This window comes from Desulfobulbaceae bacterium DB1 (assembly GCA_001914235.1).
Taxonomy (GTDB): domain Bacteria; phylum Desulfobacterota; class Desulfobulbia; order Desulfobulbales; family SURF-16; genus DB1.
The window spans coordinates 1-16,297 of record MQUF01000015.1 but is presented as its reverse complement, the minus strand read 5'-3'; the positions used below and the strand labels follow the sequence as shown (position 1 = coordinate 16,297).

The 16,297-nt window shown below is 50.3% G+C and carries 18 protein-coding genes and 2 rRNA genes; 4 read left to right on the top strand and 16 right to left on the bottom strand.

The window, feature by feature from the left end:
- Nucleotides 1–69: 69 nt before the first annotated feature.
- Both BM485_13335 and BM485_13330 read right to left on the bottom strand, forming a co-directional pair.
- Complete coding sequence (locus BM485_13335; protein ID OKY74505.1) at nucleotides 70–1,020, bottom strand: sigma-54-dependent Fis family transcriptional regulator; 951 nt, start codon at nucleotides 1,018–1,020, stop codon at nucleotides 70–72.
- Between the two features lie 117 nt (nucleotides 1,021–1,137).
- Nucleotides 1,138–1,329: a hypothetical protein gene (locus BM485_13330; GenBank protein OKY74438.1), complete on the bottom strand. Its 192-nt coding sequence runs from the start codon at nucleotides 1,327–1,329 to the stop codon at nucleotides 1,138–1,140.
- Nucleotides 1,330–1,376: 47 nt separating this feature from the next.
- Between BM485_13330 and BM485_13325 the strand changes: the two genes are divergently transcribed.
- The 4 genes from BM485_13325 to BM485_13310 all read left to right on the top strand — a co-directional run bounded on the left by BM485_13325 (nucleotide 1,377) and on the right by BM485_13310 (nucleotide 5,968).
- Complete coding sequence (locus BM485_13325) at nucleotides 1,377–2,033, top strand: cell division ATP-binding protein FtsE (GenBank protein OKY74504.1); 657 nt, start codon at nucleotides 1,377–1,379, stop codon at nucleotides 2,031–2,033.
- Nucleotides 2,034–2,087: 54 nt separating this feature from the next.
- A complete protein-coding gene (locus tag BM485_13320) occupies nucleotides 2,088–2,975 on the top strand; it encodes a cell division protein FtsX (GenBank protein OKY74437.1) in 888 nt (295 codons plus the stop codon).
- On the top strand, nucleotides 2,972–4,255 hold the full coding sequence (locus BM485_13315; GenBank protein OKY74436.1) for a hypothetical protein: 1,284 nt from the start codon (nucleotides 2,972–2,974) through the stop codon (nucleotides 4,253–4,255). The genes BM485_13320 and BM485_13315 overlap by 4 nt, the downstream gene beginning before the upstream one ends.
- Before the next feature lie 345 nt (nucleotides 4,256–4,600).
- Complete coding sequence (locus BM485_13310; GenBank protein OKY74435.1) at nucleotides 4,601–5,968, top strand: peptidase S41; 1,368 nt, start codon at nucleotides 4,601–4,603, stop codon at nucleotides 5,966–5,968.
- A gap of 16 nt (nucleotides 5,969–5,984) precedes the next feature.
- Here the strand turns inward: BM485_13310 and BM485_13305 are convergent, their stop codons facing one another.
- The 14 genes from BM485_13305 to BM485_13240 form a co-directional block, all read right to left on the bottom strand.
- On the bottom strand, nucleotides 5,985–6,566 hold the full coding sequence (locus BM485_13305; GenBank protein ID OKY74434.1) for a fumarate hydratase: 582 nt from the start codon (nucleotides 6,564–6,566) through the stop codon (nucleotides 5,985–5,987).
- Complete coding sequence (locus BM485_13300; GenBank protein OKY74433.1) at nucleotides 6,566–7,402, bottom strand: fumarate hydratase; 837 nt, start codon at nucleotides 7,400–7,402, stop codon at nucleotides 6,566–6,568. The genes BM485_13305 and BM485_13300 overlap by 1 nt, the downstream gene beginning before the upstream one ends.
- A 54-nt stretch (nucleotides 7,403–7,456) precedes the next feature.
- A complete protein-coding gene (locus tag BM485_13295) occupies nucleotides 7,457–8,059 on the bottom strand; it encodes a hypothetical protein (protein ID OKY74432.1) in 603 nt (200 codons plus the stop codon).
- A gap of 12 nt (nucleotides 8,060–8,071) precedes the next feature.
- Nucleotides 8,072–8,836, bottom strand: coding sequence for a hypothetical protein (locus BM485_13290; protein OKY74431.1), 765 nt, complete (start codon nucleotides 8,834–8,836; stop codon nucleotides 8,072–8,074).
- Nucleotides 8,837–8,862: 26 nt separating this feature from the next.
- Nucleotides 8,863–9,630, bottom strand: a complete 768-nt coding sequence (locus BM485_13285; protein OKY74430.1) for a flagellar motor protein PomA — start codon at nucleotides 9,628–9,630, stop codon at nucleotides 8,863–8,865.
- 15 nt (nucleotides 9,631–9,645) lie between these two features.
- Nucleotides 9,646–10,482 (bottom strand): 3-methyl-2-oxobutanoate hydroxymethyltransferase, encoded by an 837-nt coding sequence (locus BM485_13280; protein ID OKY74429.1) that lies wholly within the window; start codon nucleotides 10,480–10,482, stop codon nucleotides 9,646–9,648.
- 145 nt (nucleotides 10,483–10,627) lie between these two features.
- Nucleotides 10,628–11,677 carry a Holliday junction DNA helicase RuvB gene (locus BM485_13275; GenBank protein ID OKY74428.1) on the bottom strand — a complete coding sequence of 350 codons (1,050 nt, stop codon included), beginning with the start codon at nucleotides 11,675–11,677 and terminating at the stop codon, nucleotides 10,628–10,630.
- The gene (locus BM485_13270) at nucleotides 11,674–12,282 is read right to left on the bottom strand and encodes a Holliday junction DNA helicase RuvA (GenBank protein OKY74427.1); all 609 of its coding nucleotides are present in this window, start codon (nucleotides 12,280–12,282) and stop codon (nucleotides 11,674–11,676) included. The genes BM485_13275 and BM485_13270 overlap by 4 nt, the downstream gene beginning before the upstream one ends.
- Complete coding sequence (locus BM485_13265; GenBank protein OKY74426.1) at nucleotides 12,279–12,788, bottom strand: crossover junction endodeoxyribonuclease RuvC; 510 nt, start codon at nucleotides 12,786–12,788, stop codon at nucleotides 12,279–12,281. Before BM485_13265 ends, BM485_13270 begins: the two co-directional genes overlap by 4 nt.
- Nucleotides 12,789–13,538, bottom strand: coding sequence for a transcriptional regulator (locus BM485_13260; GenBank protein OKY74425.1), 750 nt, complete (start codon nucleotides 13,536–13,538; stop codon nucleotides 12,789–12,791).
- Nucleotides 13,539–13,610: 72 nt separating this feature from the next.
- The gene (locus tag BM485_13255) at nucleotides 13,611–14,204 is read right to left on the bottom strand and encodes a 50S rRNA methyltransferase (protein OKY74424.1); all 594 of its coding nucleotides are present in this window, start codon (nucleotides 14,202–14,204) and stop codon (nucleotides 13,611–13,613) included.
- A gap of 309 nt (nucleotides 14,205–14,513) precedes the next feature.
- Nucleotides 14,514–15,368 (bottom strand): 16S rRNA (cytidine(1402)-2'-O)-methyltransferase, encoded by an 855-nt coding sequence (locus BM485_13250; GenBank protein OKY74503.1) that lies wholly within the window; start codon nucleotides 15,366–15,368, stop codon nucleotides 14,514–14,516.
- A gap of 72 nt (nucleotides 15,369–15,440) precedes the next feature.
- Nucleotides 15,441–15,557: ribosomal RNA gene (rrf, locus tag BM485_13245) — 5S ribosomal RNA — on the bottom strand.
- 154 nt (nucleotides 15,558–15,711) lie between these two features.
- Nucleotides 15,712–16,297 (bottom strand): 23S ribosomal RNA (locus BM485_13240); the annotation flags it as partial.

Here is a 16,297-nt window from a genome sequence, read left to right as displayed (position 1 = left end):
TCACTATGATGGGTTTGCAAGAAAATCATCGGTATCCACGGCCGCGCAACGTGGAAAAAACAGGGCCTGTCATTCTTCTTTGCCTATTCCATGACGCTTCATCTTTTCAAGCAGGGTGGTTCGATTAACATGAAGCAGCTTTGCCGCCCTGTTTTTCACCCATTTCGACTGATCAAGGGCCTGGAGAATCAAACGTTTTTCAAATTCAGCCACCTCGTGACTCAAACAAAAACCATGGGGAGGAATTTCACCGGTGCGCTCCGCCCGATGTTCCGCGGCGCGGATCTTGGCCGGCAAATCATCGCAGGTTATGGCATCACCCTGGCAGAGGATCACCATTCTTTCCACCACATTTTCCAGTTCCCGGACATTCCCGGGCCATGAATAATGGAACAGATACGCCATCACCTCATCATCGATACGGGAAATCGTTCTTTTTTTCGACCTGTTGAATCGATCAATAAAATATTCAACCAACAGGGGGACATCGGACAAACGGTTGCGCAGCGGCGGCGCCTTGATGGGGATGACGGTCAGCCGGTAATAGAGATCCTCCCGGAAACGGCCCTCGGCCACTTCCTGGTCCAGGTCCCGGTTGGTGGCGGCAATCACCCGAAAATCGGAAACAATCGTCTTGGTTCCGCCGATCCGCTCAAACTGTTTTTCCTGGAGGACACGCAACAATTTTACCTGGAGCAAAGGGCTCATCTCCGCAACTTCATCAAGAAAAACCGTGCCGCCGTCGGCCAGTTCAAAACGACCCAGCCGGGTACGGATGGCATGGGTAAAAGCGCCTTTTTCATGACCGAAGAGTTCGCTTTCCAGGAGCTCCGCCGGGATCGCGCCGCAATTTACCGGAATGAAAGGTCCGTTCTTCCGTTCGCTGCCGTAATGAAGCGCCTGAGCAATAAGTTCTTTGCCTGTTCCGCTTTCCCCCTGAATAAGAACAGTGGCATTCGTGTCACATACTTTTTCTATGATATCGAACAATTCAAGCAGCGGCTTGCTTTTCCCTATAATCCGGGGATAAAAGGCGGATGGGGCTGTATCCTTTGCGTCGATTTTTGCGGGGAGAGGCGTGGCCAATGGGGGATCCACCTGTTGCCGTTAAGTTATTTATAAAATAAATTTCAATTATTACGTAGTTTTGGTATACAATTGATATACAATATACGGGAAAAAGGTGTCAATTTTTTTTAAAAACAGTTTAAAGTATTCCCTATTGAAGCAACTCACTGTTGCCGGTTTCCAGTTTACGGTCGGGAATTTTCCAAATTTCACACAGAGAACATCCTCAACCCGCTGATTGTCAACTGCAAACCTCATCATCCCATATGGCCATGCAAGAATTCTTTTCTGAAAACACCAACCCCAATCTGGTGGAAATCGTCAAGGTGACGAAAATATACCCTCCGGATGTGGTCGCCCTGCGCAATGTTTCCCTTTCCGCGCGAAAGGGTGAACTTGTCTTTCTCACCGGCCCTAGCGGTTCCGGCAAGACGACTCTCCTGAAACTTCTCTGCCGGATAGAAACCCCGACCAGGGGACTGATTGAGATAGGGGGCAAGGACTTAAGCTCTCTCAAACCAAACGACATCCAGCAACTCCGGCAGCGTATCGGTGTCGCCTATCAGGATTTCAGGCTCTTGCCGCGTCAATCCGTTTTCGACAACATCGCCATGCCCATGGAGGTGTGCTTCACAAATCCGAAAGAAATTCGCGAGCGGGTCATGGAGCTTCTGGCGAAACTGGCACTCACCGAAAAACAGAACAAGCCCGCGGGAAAAATTTCCAGGGGAGAACAGCAACGCGTGGCCATTGCCAGGGCCGCGGCCAATGCTCCTCCTCTTATCCTGGCGGACGAACCGACCGGCAACCTCGATGCCGTTACAACCGGACTGGTCATGAATCTCTTCAACGAACTCAACCAGCGTGGGTCAACCATTATCATTGCCACCCATGACGAATCCATTTATCGGGAAACAAGTCACCGGAAATTTGAACTGCGCCAAGGCGAGATGCAAGAACTTTAATGCGGATACTACTCCATTAAACGTGTTCCAACTCCCTCTTTCTCGAGACATTGCATGAAATATCCACTCTTCATTCTGACCCAGACCAAAAGAAACATCGAACAGTCATGGGGAATCCAGTCCATGACCCTGCTCACCGTTACCCTGTCGGTGCTGATTTTTTCTTTCTTTTACCTTATTTACAGCAATATGATTGAGGCCGGTGCCCGACTTGGCGGAGAATTGCGGCTTGTTGTTTATCTCGAATCGGAACTCAACCCCGTGCAGCAGGATCTGTTTCGCAAAAAAGCAGCCGGTTTCGCCAAGATTGAAAAAATTGACTTTATCAGCCCGACCGATGCCTTTGAGCGACTGGGCAGACAACTCGGCGATGACCGCGATGTCCTTGCCGATCTCACTTCCGCCTTCCTGCCCTTTTCGGCGGAAATCCACCCTGACAAAGGTTTGAAAAATCTGACGAAAATCAAGGAATTCGCCGACTATCTGAAAAACCTGCCCGGAGTCTCCAAAGTGCAGTATGGGCACGGATGGGTGGAAAGGTTCGGCTACTTCGTCACGCTTCTGCGCTTTATCGTCATTATCAGCGGTTTTCTGCTCATTCTCACCACCATGTTCATGGTTTCGTACACATTGCGACTCACCCTTTACGCCCGTGAACAGGAGCTGAAAGTCCTCAGGTATCTGGGTGCCACAAACAGCTATATTCGAGGTCCTGTTCTTGTTGAAGGCTTCCTCCTCGGTCTTTTCGGGGCGGGGTTCGGCCTCGGCGCCCTGAATTTTCTTTTTCAATGGGTCGCGCACAATTTCAGCGGTCCCGGCTTTATCAACGTATTCCAGTTATCCTTTTTGTCCTTTGGCGAATCTTTCCTGATCCTCTCGATCAGCATAGCGCTCTGCACGGTCGGCAGCGTGCTCTCCATCCGCAAACTCCTGAAAGTATGAAAAGTCGCGCCGTTCTGCTCAACATACTCCTCCTCTTCACCACACTCGCCGCCGGCAACCCGCCCGCCCGTTCCGCCGACCTTGAGCAGATCAAGAAGCTCGACGAACAGGTCATGCAGCAGAAAAAAAATATTGAAAAGGTGCAAACCGGCATCAGCACCCATCAGTCAAAAGTGGAAGAATCGAGAAAAAGGGAAGTCGACTTGTTGAGCGAACTGGAACAAATCGACCGGCGCATTGCCCTTGAAAGCGAAAAACTGGCGGGGCTGGAACGGGACATGCTGCGGCAGGACGAATTGACCCTGGAAAAAAAACAGGAAGCCGAGCGGATTCTTGCTGAAAAAGAGGCTCTTCGCCGGCACATGGAAAAAAGATTGGCCGCCTATTACAGGACGGGAGATATCGGCATCATGAACGCCGCCTTTTCGGCCGAGTCCCTCGCCGACCTGGTAAGCTTGCAGGACGGCTTCCATTTTATGCTGCAGCATGACCGCGAGGTGTTCACCAGCTACAAAGAAAAGATGAAGGAATTGGAATCAGCCGGCAAAGCCCACGCAGAAGAAAAAAGGCGGCTCGGCCAAGTGGTGCTGCTTGTTCAGGAGCAGAGAAACAACCTGGAAGAAAAGCAATGGGAAAGAAAGGCCGTCCTGGAACGGGTCAAGATGGAAAAGGCACTCTACCAGCAGGCCGTTGCCGAGCTTGAAAGTGCATCGGCGCAGCTTACCCGGACCCTGCAAGAATTGGAGACACGGACACAGGCAGCCAAGGATGAACGCGAAATGAAACACATCCGCGACTATCCGCTCAAGGCCTTCAAGAAACGAAAACCCGCATCGGCAAAAGGTTTTGCCGCGGAAAAGGGCAAACTTCCCCCTCCAGCCGCGGGCACCGTTGTCCGTTCGTTCAAAAAAAATGATGCTGCCGATACTGAATCGGCCGTCCAAAGCAACGGCATTGACATCGAATGTCCGCCGGGCAGCGATATTCAAGCCGTTTACCAGGGGAAAATAGTGTATGCTGGCGCCATGCGAGGTTACGGCAACCTGATCATCATCGACCACGGAAACCACTACTATTCATTGGTCAGCGGCGTTGGCGAAATTCTTGTCAAAGTCGGCGACTCCGTTCAGCAGCATGACAAAATAGGTGCTACCAGCCTGCACACCGGCACCCTGCAGGAAGGGCTCCACTTTGAAATACGTTATAATACCGAGGTGCAGGATCCGTGTAACTGGCTTGATTCCTCACTGCTTTCTTTTGAGGATTCGCAACTTCGCTGAGCGACGAGAAGTTGCGCCGGCGGGAAAACAGCTATTTCACCTCCAACCCTTTTTTTCCCCAGGCCCTTTTGCCGTTTCTGTTCCGATGATGTAACAGTTATTTTTTTTACCACGGTTTAAGGGATTTTTTTATATGATTTGACATTGTGAGAATGATTGCTCCATGCTACATTGATAAAAATTCTCTATCTTGTTGAAAAAAGTAAAATTATATTGTTAAATTATAACCTGTATTGAATCCTCAGGCCCGAAGCGCCGGATGCCCCACGCTCTGCAGAAAAAAGATATAGAATGAATTTGTCCGTCAATGCTGCCTAATGTCACAACGTTTCCAACGGTAATTTTATGAAAAAAAAGACATCTCTGTTCTGGAAAACCCTTGTTATCGCTCTGGTTTGCCTTCCCGCTTTCAGCCTTATCTTCCTGGAACACGACACCAAGGTTCAGGCAAAAACCCAGGACATCTACAAAAATCTTGAAATCTTTTCCAATGTGCTCAATCTGCTGGAAAAAAATTATGTGGAAGAGATAAATACGGAACAGGTACTCGAAGGAGCGATCAAGGGCATGCTTACCACCCTTGACCCCCATTCTTCCTACATGAAGCCCGACGATTTTCAGGAACTGAAGATCGAAACCAAAGGCAGCTTCTCCGGCATCGGTATCGAAATTTCCATGAAGGACGGAATTCTGACCGTTGTTTCACCCATCGAAGGAACGCCTGCCTTTAAAAAAGGATTGAAATCAGGTGACAAAATCCTGAAAATCGACGACGAATCGACCAAGGACATGACCTTGATGGAAGCGGTTAAAAGACTGCGTGGCCCACAGGGAACGGAAGTCACCGTCTCCATACTGCGCGAGGGTTTCACCGAACTGAAGGATGTTACCATTGTCCGCAATGTCATCCCGCTGATCAGCGTGACCTCAAAAATGCTGGAACCGGGCTACGGGTATCTGCGCATCCGCAATTTCCAGTCAAAAACCACGAAGGAGTTCAAGGATCAACTCGACAAACTGGGCGAAGAGGCCAAATTGACCGGGCTCATCATTGATCTCCGCAACAATCCGGGCGGCCTGCTGGATCAAGCGGTAAAAATTTCCGATATTTTTCTCGATGAAGGGATGATTGTTTACACCAAGGGCCGGATAAAAGAACAGAACATGGAATTCCGTGCTCATGCAAACGGGGAAAAATACACCTTCCCCATCATTGTGTTGGTCAACGAAGGCAGCGCAAGCGCCTCTGAAATTGTTGCCGGAGCGCTGCAGGATCATAAACGGGCGCTTATCCTCGGCGCCCAGACCTTCGGCAAGGGATCCGTGCAGACCATTATCCCCATGGATGACGGGGCGGGTCTGAGGCTGACAACCGCTCGTTACTACACGCCGAATGACCGATCAATCCAGGCCACCGGCATCACTCCCGATATCGTCGTCCCCACCGAGTTGACCGCCCTTGATGCGGAAAACAATAAGAAACCGGTCAAATTCCTCCGCGAAAAAGACCTCAAGCACCACATTACCAATGGCAATGAGAAAAAAGAGGAAGACGTTGAAGAGGAAACAGCTCCCGCACAAGAAGGCACCGATGCGCCTGAGCCGGAGGATGTAGCCGAACAAGAGGATATCAGCAAAGACAACCAGCTTACCCAGGCCCTGACCCTGCTGAAAGGTCTGGCTGTATTCGGCAAGCTCGATCTCGGCCGGTAATAAAAAAGGCGCTGCTTCAGACCTTTCCTTGCCTGACTGAATCGTAAAAATCCCGGCCGTGGATGTCATTGATCACCACGGCCGGAAAATTTTTCACCGTGAACCGATACAGCGCCTCCGGCCCCGCATCGGCGAAAGCCACAACTTCCGCGGCAACAATACACTTCGACAGATAGGCGCCTGCTCCGCCGAAAGCGGACAGGTAGATCGCCCCTGATTTCATCATCGCCTCACGCACCGTCATGGACCGCGCTCCTTTCCCCATGGTGGCCTTCAGCCCCAAGTCAAGCAGTCGCGGAGTATAGCTGTCCATGCGATAACTGGTGGTCGGGCCGGCCGCGCCGATGATCTGCCCCGGACGCGCCGGGCTCGGCCCGACATAATAAAGAAGCTGTCCTGCCAGATCAACGGGCAAGGACTTTCCCTGATCCAGCAGTTCAATCATGCGTCGATGGGTCTGGTCGCGTCCGGTAAAAAGGGTGCCGCTGAGGCTGACAAGGTCGCCGGCATGCAAACTTTCGAGTGCGCCGTCACCAAAGGGAACTTCCAGTTCTTTCAGATTATCAAGAAACTCCGGTCGACTACGAAGAAGAGACATCAGAGAATAATCTCCTTATAGCGATGGGCATGGCACTGAATATTGACAGCCACCGGCAGACTTGCGATATGTGACGGAAAGGACTCGACATGGACGGCAAGGGCGGTATTGTTGCCGCCCAGACCTTGGACCCCCATCCCTTGTTCATTTATTTTTGTCAGGATTTCCTGTTCAAGGTCGGCTATATCCCGGCGTCGGCTCGGTTCGCCCAAGGGTCGCAGCAATGATTTTTTCGCGAGGAAAGCCGCTTTTTCAAAAGTGCCGCCCATGCCGACCCCGACCAGCAATGGAGGACAGGGATTAGGACCGGCATTTACCACCTGCTTGACGACAAAATCAACCATGCCGGCGATTCCGGCGGAAGGCGGCAGCATGACGAGACCACTCATATTCTCACTGCCGCAGCCCTTTGGCAGAACGGTAATTTTCAACTGATCACCGGCCACAAGTTCGACATGGATGACGGCGGGAGTATTGGTACCGGTATTGATCCGGCTGACCGGATCACAGACCGACTTGCGCAGGTAACCCTGCTGATATCCCTCCCTGATGCCCTGCTGGATCGCCTCCATCATATCCCCCTGGACATGGATCTCCTGTCCCAGTTCGACAAAAACTACCGCCACGCCCGTATCCTGACAGACCGGTATTTTTTCACGGCTGGCGATATCGGCGTTGATAAGAAAAAGATCGAGAACACTTCGGGCCAGCAGCGAAGTTTCATTGTCCCTGGCCTTCAGCAACCCCTCAAGAATATCGGGCTCAAGATCGCAGCCTGCGGCCATGGTGATCTCTTTTACCGCCCCGGTAATGCGTCCGGCCTCTATTTCCCGCATATCAACTCCCGAATTCACGCTTAAAAAATGATATTCCGCCCGAACAGCTTTTGTTTACTCTTTGTTGAGCCTGCGATTGCGCAAGGCAAGACTTTGCTGCTTGAAATTGTGCTGAATCAATTTTTCCTGATCCTCTTGCATGATAAGGACAAACTCCGCCCCCACCTTATACGGAACTTTCCCCTCCCGTTCCGGTAACGGCGAACAGGAAACAACCTTACCGAAGCAATAAATGTAGGTATACGACGGCAGAAGGGCAATATGAAATTCCAGGACAGTACCAGTATCAATTTTCCCCGGTGCGATAAAGGCAATACCACTGCCGCTCAAACTCAGGTCATGCAGCTTTAATTTGTCAAAAATCGTTTTGCTCGCACTGGTTTTTTTCAGGACAAGATTAATTTTTGTGTCAAGATGGGCCAAAAAATCACCAAGATCGGCATCCTTCTCGCGAATTCGTGCTAAAGCGCTTTGCGCTCCGATGAACATCTGAATATCGGAAAGTCCATCCTGGTTATAGGGAGGAATGCCGTCTGCAAAATCCTGGGCCACGGCATTGAATCTTTCCCGGCTCACAGGCTGACAATAAAAAAGATTCCTGCCGGCAATACGAACAGACTGCCGTCGATCCGCATCCTCGGTATTTCGCTTTGTCATATTCAATCGCCCCTATTGTTGCGGAGTGTCAGTGGAAACAGGTTTTTCCAGCTCAATCCCGGTCACGATCACCTGCGGGTTGGCGGGCCTGATCTTGAACTCAACCCTTCTGTTTGCGGCACGCCCCTCTTCAGTGTTATTGGCCGCAATCGGTTTGCCGTCGGCAAATCCGGTAGCTGCGAGTTTTTCCGGGGCAATTTTCATTTTTTCCACCCAATACTCAACAACCCCCACCGCCCTGGCGGCGGACAGGCTCCAATTGCTCTTATAGGGGCTCATGCCAGGCTTTAACGGCACGTTATCGGCATGTCCACTCACCTCGATTGCCAGATCCATCTCTTCGACCATTTTGCCGAGCTTATCCAGAAAAGGGTAAAAATCATTCTTGATGATTGCCCGGCCGGAATCAAAGGCAACCGAACTCTTTACCCGGAGAATAAGCCCATTCTCCGTATACTCTGTTTCCACCAGTCCCCCGGATATCTCATCGGACAACTCCTTGGCAACTTTGATCTGCACTTGCAGGGGAACGGTATCGAAAGTCGTGGAAATCATTTTCTCGCCCTGGATGGAAAAAGTTTCCTTCTTTTCTTTCTGGACACCGAAGGCATCCTTCATGGAGCCGGCCGCGTCCTGATACTTTTTGACATCCATAACCGAAAAGGAAAGTATCAGAATAAAAAAGCAAAGCAGCAGCGACATCATGTCGGAGAATGTGCACATCCAGAGGGGCGCGCCGGGTGGACATTCCACTTTTTTCGGTTCTTCCTTGGCCATTAAAATTATCCGTCGTTGATATTTTCCTAACTTTTCTTCTGATCAGCGGAGGTGCGTTCTTTCGGCGGCAGGAACGTCTCCAGAAATTCCTCCATGACTCGGGGATTCAAGCCCTTTAAGATGCCCAATACACCTTCTATGATCAATTTCCGGTTTCTTTCCTCCTCACGGCTGCGCAACGCCAATTTTTCCGCGATGGGGATGCAGAAAATATTTGCAATAAGCGCCCCATAAAGAGTTGTCAACAAGGCAACCGCCATGGCCGGACCGATAGTGCTGGGATCACCCATGTTCGACAGCATCTGCACCAATCCGACCAGGGTACCGATCATGCCGAAGGCGGGTCCGGAGTCCCCCATAGCGGAAAAGACCTTGCGGCCCAGCTCGTGCCGATCAACGGTCAGGCTCACCTCTTTGTTGAGCACCTCCTCGATGAACTCAGCTTCATGTCCGTCAACACAATACATGATGGCCTTTTTCAGAAAAGGGTCTTCGATGGGTTGCTGTTCGAGGACGATCAGGCCGTTTTTGCGGGCAATATTGGCCAGATTGACAATCTCTTTAATCACCTTATCAGGCATGCTCAATTTGGTGGCAAAGGCATTATTGGCAACCTTGATGGAATTCATAACATCACCGGCGCCAAAGCGGATAAATGCCGTGGCAATCGTTCCTCCGCCGACAATGAGGACGGATGGAATATCGAAAAACAACAAGAGGGAACCGCCGAAGAGAATTGCCATAATGACAATTCCAAAACCGCCCACCAGACCAATAATTGTGGCTAAATCCATACGTTCTTGATTCCTTTACGCCTCATCGTCCGAGACGAGCGTCTCCACATCAACCTGCATAATGAAACTATGATCTTCATCAGGGAAACGACCGATCTCGACGTCTTTCTTGAAGGCGGCAACAGCCTCTTTGATCTGAGGCGCGAGGTTGACATAACTTTTGACAAAACGCGGCACGAACTTTTCAAACATGCCGAGAAGATCGTGGGTGACCAGAACCTGTCCGTCACAGGCAGCCCCGGCACCGATGCCGATGGTCGGCACGGAAACGCTTTCGGTTACCACCTTGGCGAGACGATCAGGGATACATTCCATGACAATGGCAAAAACACCAGCCTCTTCCAGCGCCTTGGCGTCGGCAAGAATCTTTCGCGCGGAAGCCGCATCCTTACCCTGCACCTTGTAGCCGCCGAGATTACCGGCAGTCTGCGGCGTCAAACCGATGTGCCCCATAACCCCCATGCCTGCCCTGACAATGGCCCGCACCGCATCACATACTTCCGGTCCCCCTTCAAGTTTGACCGCATCGCACCCGGCCTCCTTAAAAAGGCGTCCGGCATTTCGCACAGCCTCTTCGTTGCCGACCTGATAGGAAAGAAAAGGCATGTCGCCAACCAGAAACGCCGAAGTTCCGCGCCTGACCGCCTTGGCATGATGAATCATTTCATCCATGGTCACCGGCACGGTGGAATCATATCCCAACAGGACCATGCCCAGGGAATCACCCACCAGAATCATGTCAATGCCGACCGCATCCAGCAGGCGGGCGAAGGCGGCGTCATAGGCGGTGAGCATGGTGAGTTTTTCTCCGCCCTTCCGGTTGATTATATCGGGTATGGTCAGTTTCTTCATGGCTGTGATGCCTCAAAATGTAAAAATGCAACACCGGATTTTATTTTAGCGCACCAAGGCAAAGTGACAAAGAAAAATTACATATAAAAGCAAATCATTTGAGGACGGCCACTGCTCGGAACGACGGTATTTTTATGAACACGGCTTATTTCAACGACCCGATGAACTCGCTGATTTCCGTTTGTCGGCAATACTCCTTGGTGCGGCCGAAATGTTCATATGCGGCAAGGGTTGCCATTCTCCCCCGCGGTGTTCGCATCAGCAGTCCGGATTGGATAAGAAAAGGCTCGTAGACATCTTCAAGGGTGTTCTTTTCCTCGCATACCGTCGTCGCCATGGTGTCTAGGCCGACAGGCCCGCCCTGGAACTTGTCGATCATGGTAAGCAGAATACGCCGATCCATTTCATCAAGTCCCTCCTTGTCAACGGAAAGCATGTCCAAAGCAGCATCTGCAACTGCAGCCGTAATCCGGCCATCAGCCTTCACCTCGGCGAAATCTCGTACCCTTTTCAAAAGGCGATTCGCAATACGGGGAGTACCCCTTGATCTGCGCCCCATCTCCAAGGCACCTTCATCATCCATGGGGATATTGAGCAGGGATGCTGAACGTTTGATAATGGTCACAAGCTCTGCCGGTGAATAAAAATCAAGGCGCAGGATAACGCCGAAACGGTCCCGCAGGGGTGGGGTCAACAGGCCGGTCCTGGTGGTGGCACCCACCAAGGTAAAATGGGGCAGATCCATCTTTACGGTCTTCGCCCCAGGCCCCTGGCCGATGACAAGGTCAAGCTGAAAATCCTCCATGGCCGGATAAAGAATCTCCTCGACCACATGATTTAAACGGTGGATTTCATCAATAAAGAGGATATCTCCCTGTTGAAGGCCGGTCAGGATGGCTGCCAGATCACCCGGCCTTTCAATGACCGGACCGGAAGTCACCCGGATATTGGCATTCATCTCGTTGGCAATGATATAGGCAAGGGTCGTCTTGCCCAGCCCTGGAAAACCATGAAGGAGAACGTGATCCATCGGTTCGCCCCGGGCCGTGGCCGCTTTCAGCGAAATATCAAGATTTGCCTTGACCTGCTGCTGGCCGATATACTGGGATAATTTTTTCGGCCGAAGATTTTTCTCCTCAACCTCTTCAACCGGCGCAACCGCACGTGAACTGACAATGCGTTCTTCGTAATTCATGCCAGCAACCTCAAGGCAAGTCTCACCAGATATTCCAGGGTCATCTTGCCGGTATCGGCGGTTTCATCGGCCGCCTTCCGCACCGCCGTCTCCGCGCTGTTTTGCGGATATCCCAGATTGACCAGCGCCGATACCGTATCCCGTAGCAACTCTTCATGCCCTGCGATTCTTGCGGCAGGCTGCATTTCCTGATGAACAGGCAGCCACTGCATCTTATCTTTCAGCTCCAGACAAAGACGCTCCGCGGTTTTTTTTCCCACGCCCGGCAATTTGGTCAAACGGGCAACGGACTCGCTGCGAATGGCAGCGGCAAGTTCCCCGGCGGTAATACCAGAGAGGATGGCAAGCGCAAGCTTGGGGCCAACCCCGGAAACACTGATCAGCTGAAGAAAAATCTCCTTTTCCTCCTCACTGGAAAAAGCGTAGAGCAGAAGCGCATCTTCGCGCACATGGGTATAGGCATGCACCAGCACCTGATTCCCTATTTCAGGAAGGGCACGGAGACAGGATGCGGTGGCAAACATCTCATAGCCGACACCGCCGGTCATGATGATGAGCTTTTCTTCCGTTCGGGAAAAAAGCTCCCCGCGCAAACAGGCAATCATTGCCGCACCTTGTCCGCCACTCGATTAACGGCAAGATGACTGGCGCAACACATGGCCACAGCAAGGGCATCAGCAGCGTCGGAACTGGGGGTGGCGGAGAGTTTCAACAGTGCCCTGACAGCCTGCTGCATTTGCTCCTTGCCGGCTTGGCCATATCCGACCACCGCCTGTTTGACCGCCTTTGCCGAAAATTCCTGTAAAGGAAGATGGAACTTGCTTGCAGCCAGCAACAGAACCCCGCGGGCCTGGCCAAGTTTGATCGCCGAACTTGGATTTTTGGCCATAAACACATTTTCTATGGCCGCATGATGAGGTGTGTGCTTTTCCATCACTTCACAAATCCCATCATAAATTTCCTGCAATCGCGAATGCATGGGTAGGCTAACGGTGGACTTGATGACCCCGCAACAGACAAAATGAACATCAAATCCACATTGTTCGACGATACCAAAACCGGTGGTACGAGTTCCGGGATCAATGCCAAGAATGCGGATAAATCGTTGCACTTAGGAGAGATTCTCCATGATTTCATCGGGAATGTCGAAGTTGGCATGAACATTCTGCACGTCATCATTGTCTTCCAGGGTTTCCATAAGCCGCAGGAGTCGTTTGACAACACTCTCATCCGTTACCTCGACAACATTCTGCGGAACCATGGATATGGAAGCCTCCAGAAAAGCGACTCCTTGGCCGGCGAGGGCCTCACGCACGGATTCAAAATTTTCCGGGGCGGTAATTACCTGAAATTCTAAATCCTCATCAAGCACATCATCGGCACCGGCCTCCAAGGCAATATCCATCAATTTTTCTTCATCAATGGTTTTTTTGTCAACCTGCATCACCCCTTTCTTATCAAACATGTAAGAAACGCAGCCTGTTTCACCAAGATTTCCGCCGCTTTTGGTAAAGGCAAAACGAACCTCGCCAACGGTCCGATTCTTATTATCGGTCATGCAGTCAACCAGAATGGCAACACCGCCCGGACCGTATCCTTCATAGGTGATCTCCTCATAAACAGCGCCTTCAAGTTCACCCGTTCCTTTTTTAATCCCCCGATCGATGTTGTCCTTCGGCATATTGACCGCTTTGGCCGTGAGGATGGCGCTGCGCAAACGGGGGTTGGCATCGGGATCACCGCCACCGAGGCGGGCCGCGACAGTAATTTCTTTGATCAGCCGGGTAAATATCTTACCGCGCTTGGCATCCACGGCACCTTTTCTTCTTTTAATGTTAGCCCATTTTGAATGTCCGGACATTTCTATTATCCTCCGAAAACTTAAAAATACACATGAAACGAAACAAAATAATTTTACTTAACCCAAGTACTTTCATCCGACAAAATCAAGCCCCAGCACAAAAACCTCACGGCTTTCCACCCTGGAGCTCTTCGGTTTTACGACTTTCACCTTTTTAAAAAATTGACGAACCTCATCGACAAAAACAGGAAAATCTTCGCCCTGAAAAACTTTGCAATAAAAATGTCCGCCTCGTACAAGCATTTTTCCCGCAAGATACAATGCCCGACGCGAGAGCTCAATCGATTGCAGGTGGTCGGAAAATTTATGCCCCGTGGTCTTTGGAGCAAGATCACTTAAAACAACCTGAAAAGAAAAGGTCTGTGATGTCAGGCTGAGAAAATCATCATCAAAAATATCAGCACAGATTAATTGGATTTTGCCGCCGCCGGGAACCGTAACAGGAATACTTTTCTGCAAATCAGCGCCATAAACCATCCCGTGGGGGCCGACAATTTTGGCTGCATAAAGCGACCAGCTGCCCGGATGGCACCCGAGATCAAGAACCTTGTCGCCGGTTTTGATAAATCCATATTTTTTTTGGGCTTCCTCGAGTTTGTAAACGGAACGGGCAGGGTAATTTTCCTGTTTTGCTTTTTTAAAATAATAATCTTGAACTTTTTTCACTTTAATCTCGACAAATTGATGGCGAAAGAGACGCTTGCCAAGTCGTACACGACCAGGCTATTCCCGCCGGAGCAGATTAGCAAGCCATCTTCACACGCGAAAGTAGCGGGTATGCAATCCGGAGATCGTTTTTAACGGAACTGAAGTCTCCATGTCGCATGTGGCAAAAAACCAATTCAAAAAAAAAGACTGAAAAACAGGAAATTAAATTTGGAAAGTAGCCCATTTCACGAGCAAAAACAAGGAATTTGCACGCATTGCAATATGATGATGACAAAGGAAAAACGCGAAACAAAAAAAGATGAGAAATCAGGACTTCCAAATGGTCAGCGCCTCCTTGTAAACAAGAGAACGGGAAAGATTGAGATCAGTCGAGATTTTTTTAACGGAATCCTTCATGCTCAAACCGGATTGATTTTTATACCACAACAATAAATCAGGCAAATTTTCAGCAAGCGCAGGAAGTGAAACATCATTTGCACAGATGAGAACAACAAACTCACCTTTTACGATACTTTTTTGACGCAGACTGTCGAGCACAAAAGACAAATTGCCATGCAAAATTTCCTCATGCATTTTGGTGAGTTCCCTGGCAACGACAATTCTTCTCTCGCCAAGAATTTCATAACAATCGACAAGCGTCTGCACGATGCGCCGAGGTGACTCATAAAAAACCAGCAGATTTTCAAGCTGAACAAGGGAGCTGAGCATTTTTTTCCGTTGGGATTGCTTACTCGGCAAAAAACCAAGAAATGTAAAAGCGGAATAAGACAGCCCGGAAATACTGAGTGCAGCTGTGAGCGCAGACGGACCAGGAACTGCGGTTACATCAATACCGTTTTGACGGCATTTATCGACAAGCATGGCTCCTGGATCGGAAATCCCTGGTGTGCCGGCATCCGACACGAGAGCAATTTGACGGCCCCCAAGCAACTCTGCAACAATCGTATCGGAACGGCCTGCCTCTTTCTCCTTGTAATAACTGATGAGCGGTTTGTTGATTCCGAAATGACTCAGGAGTTTGCGGGTATGACGGGTATCTTCTGCAGCGATAAGATCAACTTCCTGCAGGGTACGTAGCGCCCGCATGGTAATATCTTCCAGATTCCCTATGGGAGTTGCAACAACATAAAGTGTCCCTTTTTTTTTCTCAGTTTCGGTCATCAGCTTGTCCTTGAAATCGAAAAAAAAAGGCCCGAATGATCGGATAAGGATCATACGGGCCTAAAAGAAAGAATTCGGCAGCGACCTACTCTCCCACCAAGTCTCCCTGGCAGTACCATCGGCGCTGAGAAGCTTAACTTCCGTGTTCGAAATGGGAACGGGTGTATCCTTCTCGCAATGGCCACCGAAAAAATCAATACCTCGGCTGGTGTGTTAGCCGAGAAAAAAAGTGTTCAAACGTGTAGCGTTCAAACGTTTGATCGTTGGAACGTTTTATATATAAAAACTGTGACAATCGAACAGGTTTTTAATTATTAGTAGACACTGTGAGTCTTTAAGAAAAAATATGGTCAAGCCGCACGGCCTATTAGTATCAGTTAGCTCCATGTGTTGCCACACTTCCACACCTGACCTATCAACGTTGTGGTCTCCAACGAGCCTTCAGGTGGCTTACGCCACGGGATATCTCATCTTGAAGTGGGCTTCCCGCTTAGATGCTTTCAGCGGTTATCCCTTCCGAACATAGCTACCCAGCTATGCCGCTGGCGCGACAACTGGAACACCAGAGGTTCGTCCATTCCGGTCCTCTCGTACTAGGAACAGATCTCCTCAAATATCCTACGCCCGCAACAGATAAGGACCAAACTGTCTCACGACGTTTTAAACCCAGCTCACGTACCGCTTTAATTGGCGAACAGCCAAACCCTTGGGACCTGCTCCAGCCCCAGGATGTGATGAGCCGACATCGAGGTGCCAAACCTCCCCGTCGATATGAACTCTTGGGGGAGATAAGCCTGTTATCCCCGGAGTACCTTTTATCCGTTGAGCGATGGCCCTTCCATGCGGAATCGCCGGATCACTAAGCCCTACTTTCGTACCTGCTCGACTTGTCGGTCTCGCAGTCAAGCTCCCTTATGCCATTGCGCTCT

Bases quoted from the DNA above. Each gene is read 5' to 3' on its own strand.
- BM485_13290 (OKY74431.1), bottom strand. From the start codon at position 8,836: ATGGCCAAGGAAGAACCGAAAAAAGTGGAATGTCCACCCGGCGCGCCC.
- BM485_13305 (OKY74434.1), bottom strand. From the start codon at position 6,566: ATGTCTCTTCTTCGTAGTCGACCGGAGTTTCTTGATAATCTGAAAGAA.
- BM485_13250 (OKY74503.1), bottom strand. From the start codon at position 15,368: ATGACCGAAACTGAGAAAAAAAAAGGGACACTTTATGTTGTTGCAACT.
- BM485_13300 (OKY74433.1), bottom strand. From the start codon at position 7,402: ATGCGGGAAATAGAGGCCGGACGCATTACCGGGGCGGTAAAAGAGATC.
- BM485_13315 (OKY74436.1), top strand. From the start codon at position 2,972: ATGAAAAGTCGCGCCGTTCTGCTCAACATACTCCTCCTCTTCACCACA.
- BM485_13280 (OKY74429.1), bottom strand. From the start codon at position 10,482: ATGAAGAAACTGACCATACCCGATATAATCAACCGGAAGGGCGGAGAA.
- BM485_13285 (OKY74430.1), bottom strand. From the start codon at position 9,630: ATGGATTTAGCCACAATTATTGGTCTGGTGGGCGGTTTTGGAATTGTC.
- BM485_13320 (OKY74437.1), top strand. From the start codon at position 2,088: ATGAAATATCCACTCTTCATTCTGACCCAGACCAAAAGAAACATCGAA.
- BM485_13270 (OKY74427.1), bottom strand. From the start codon at position 12,282: ATGATTGCCTGTTTGCGCGGGGAGCTTTTTTCCCGAACGGAAGAAAAG.
- BM485_13310 (OKY74435.1), top strand. From the start codon at position 4,601: ATGAAAAAAAAGACATCTCTGTTCTGGAAAACCCTTGTTATCGCTCTG.
- BM485_13260 (OKY74425.1), bottom strand. From the start codon at position 13,538: ATGTCCGGACATTCAAAATGGGCTAACATTAAAAGAAGAAAAGGTGCC.
- BM485_13330 (OKY74438.1), bottom strand. From the start codon at position 1,329: ATGATGAGGTTTGCAGTTGACAATCAGCGGGTTGAGGATGTTCTCTGT.
- BM485_13275 (OKY74428.1), bottom strand. From the start codon at position 11,677: ATGAATTACGAAGAACGCATTGTCAGTTCACGTGCGGTTGCGCCGGTT.
- BM485_13295 (OKY74432.1), bottom strand. From the start codon at position 8,059: ATGACAAAGCGAAATACCGAGGATGCGGATCGACGGCAGTCTGTTCGT.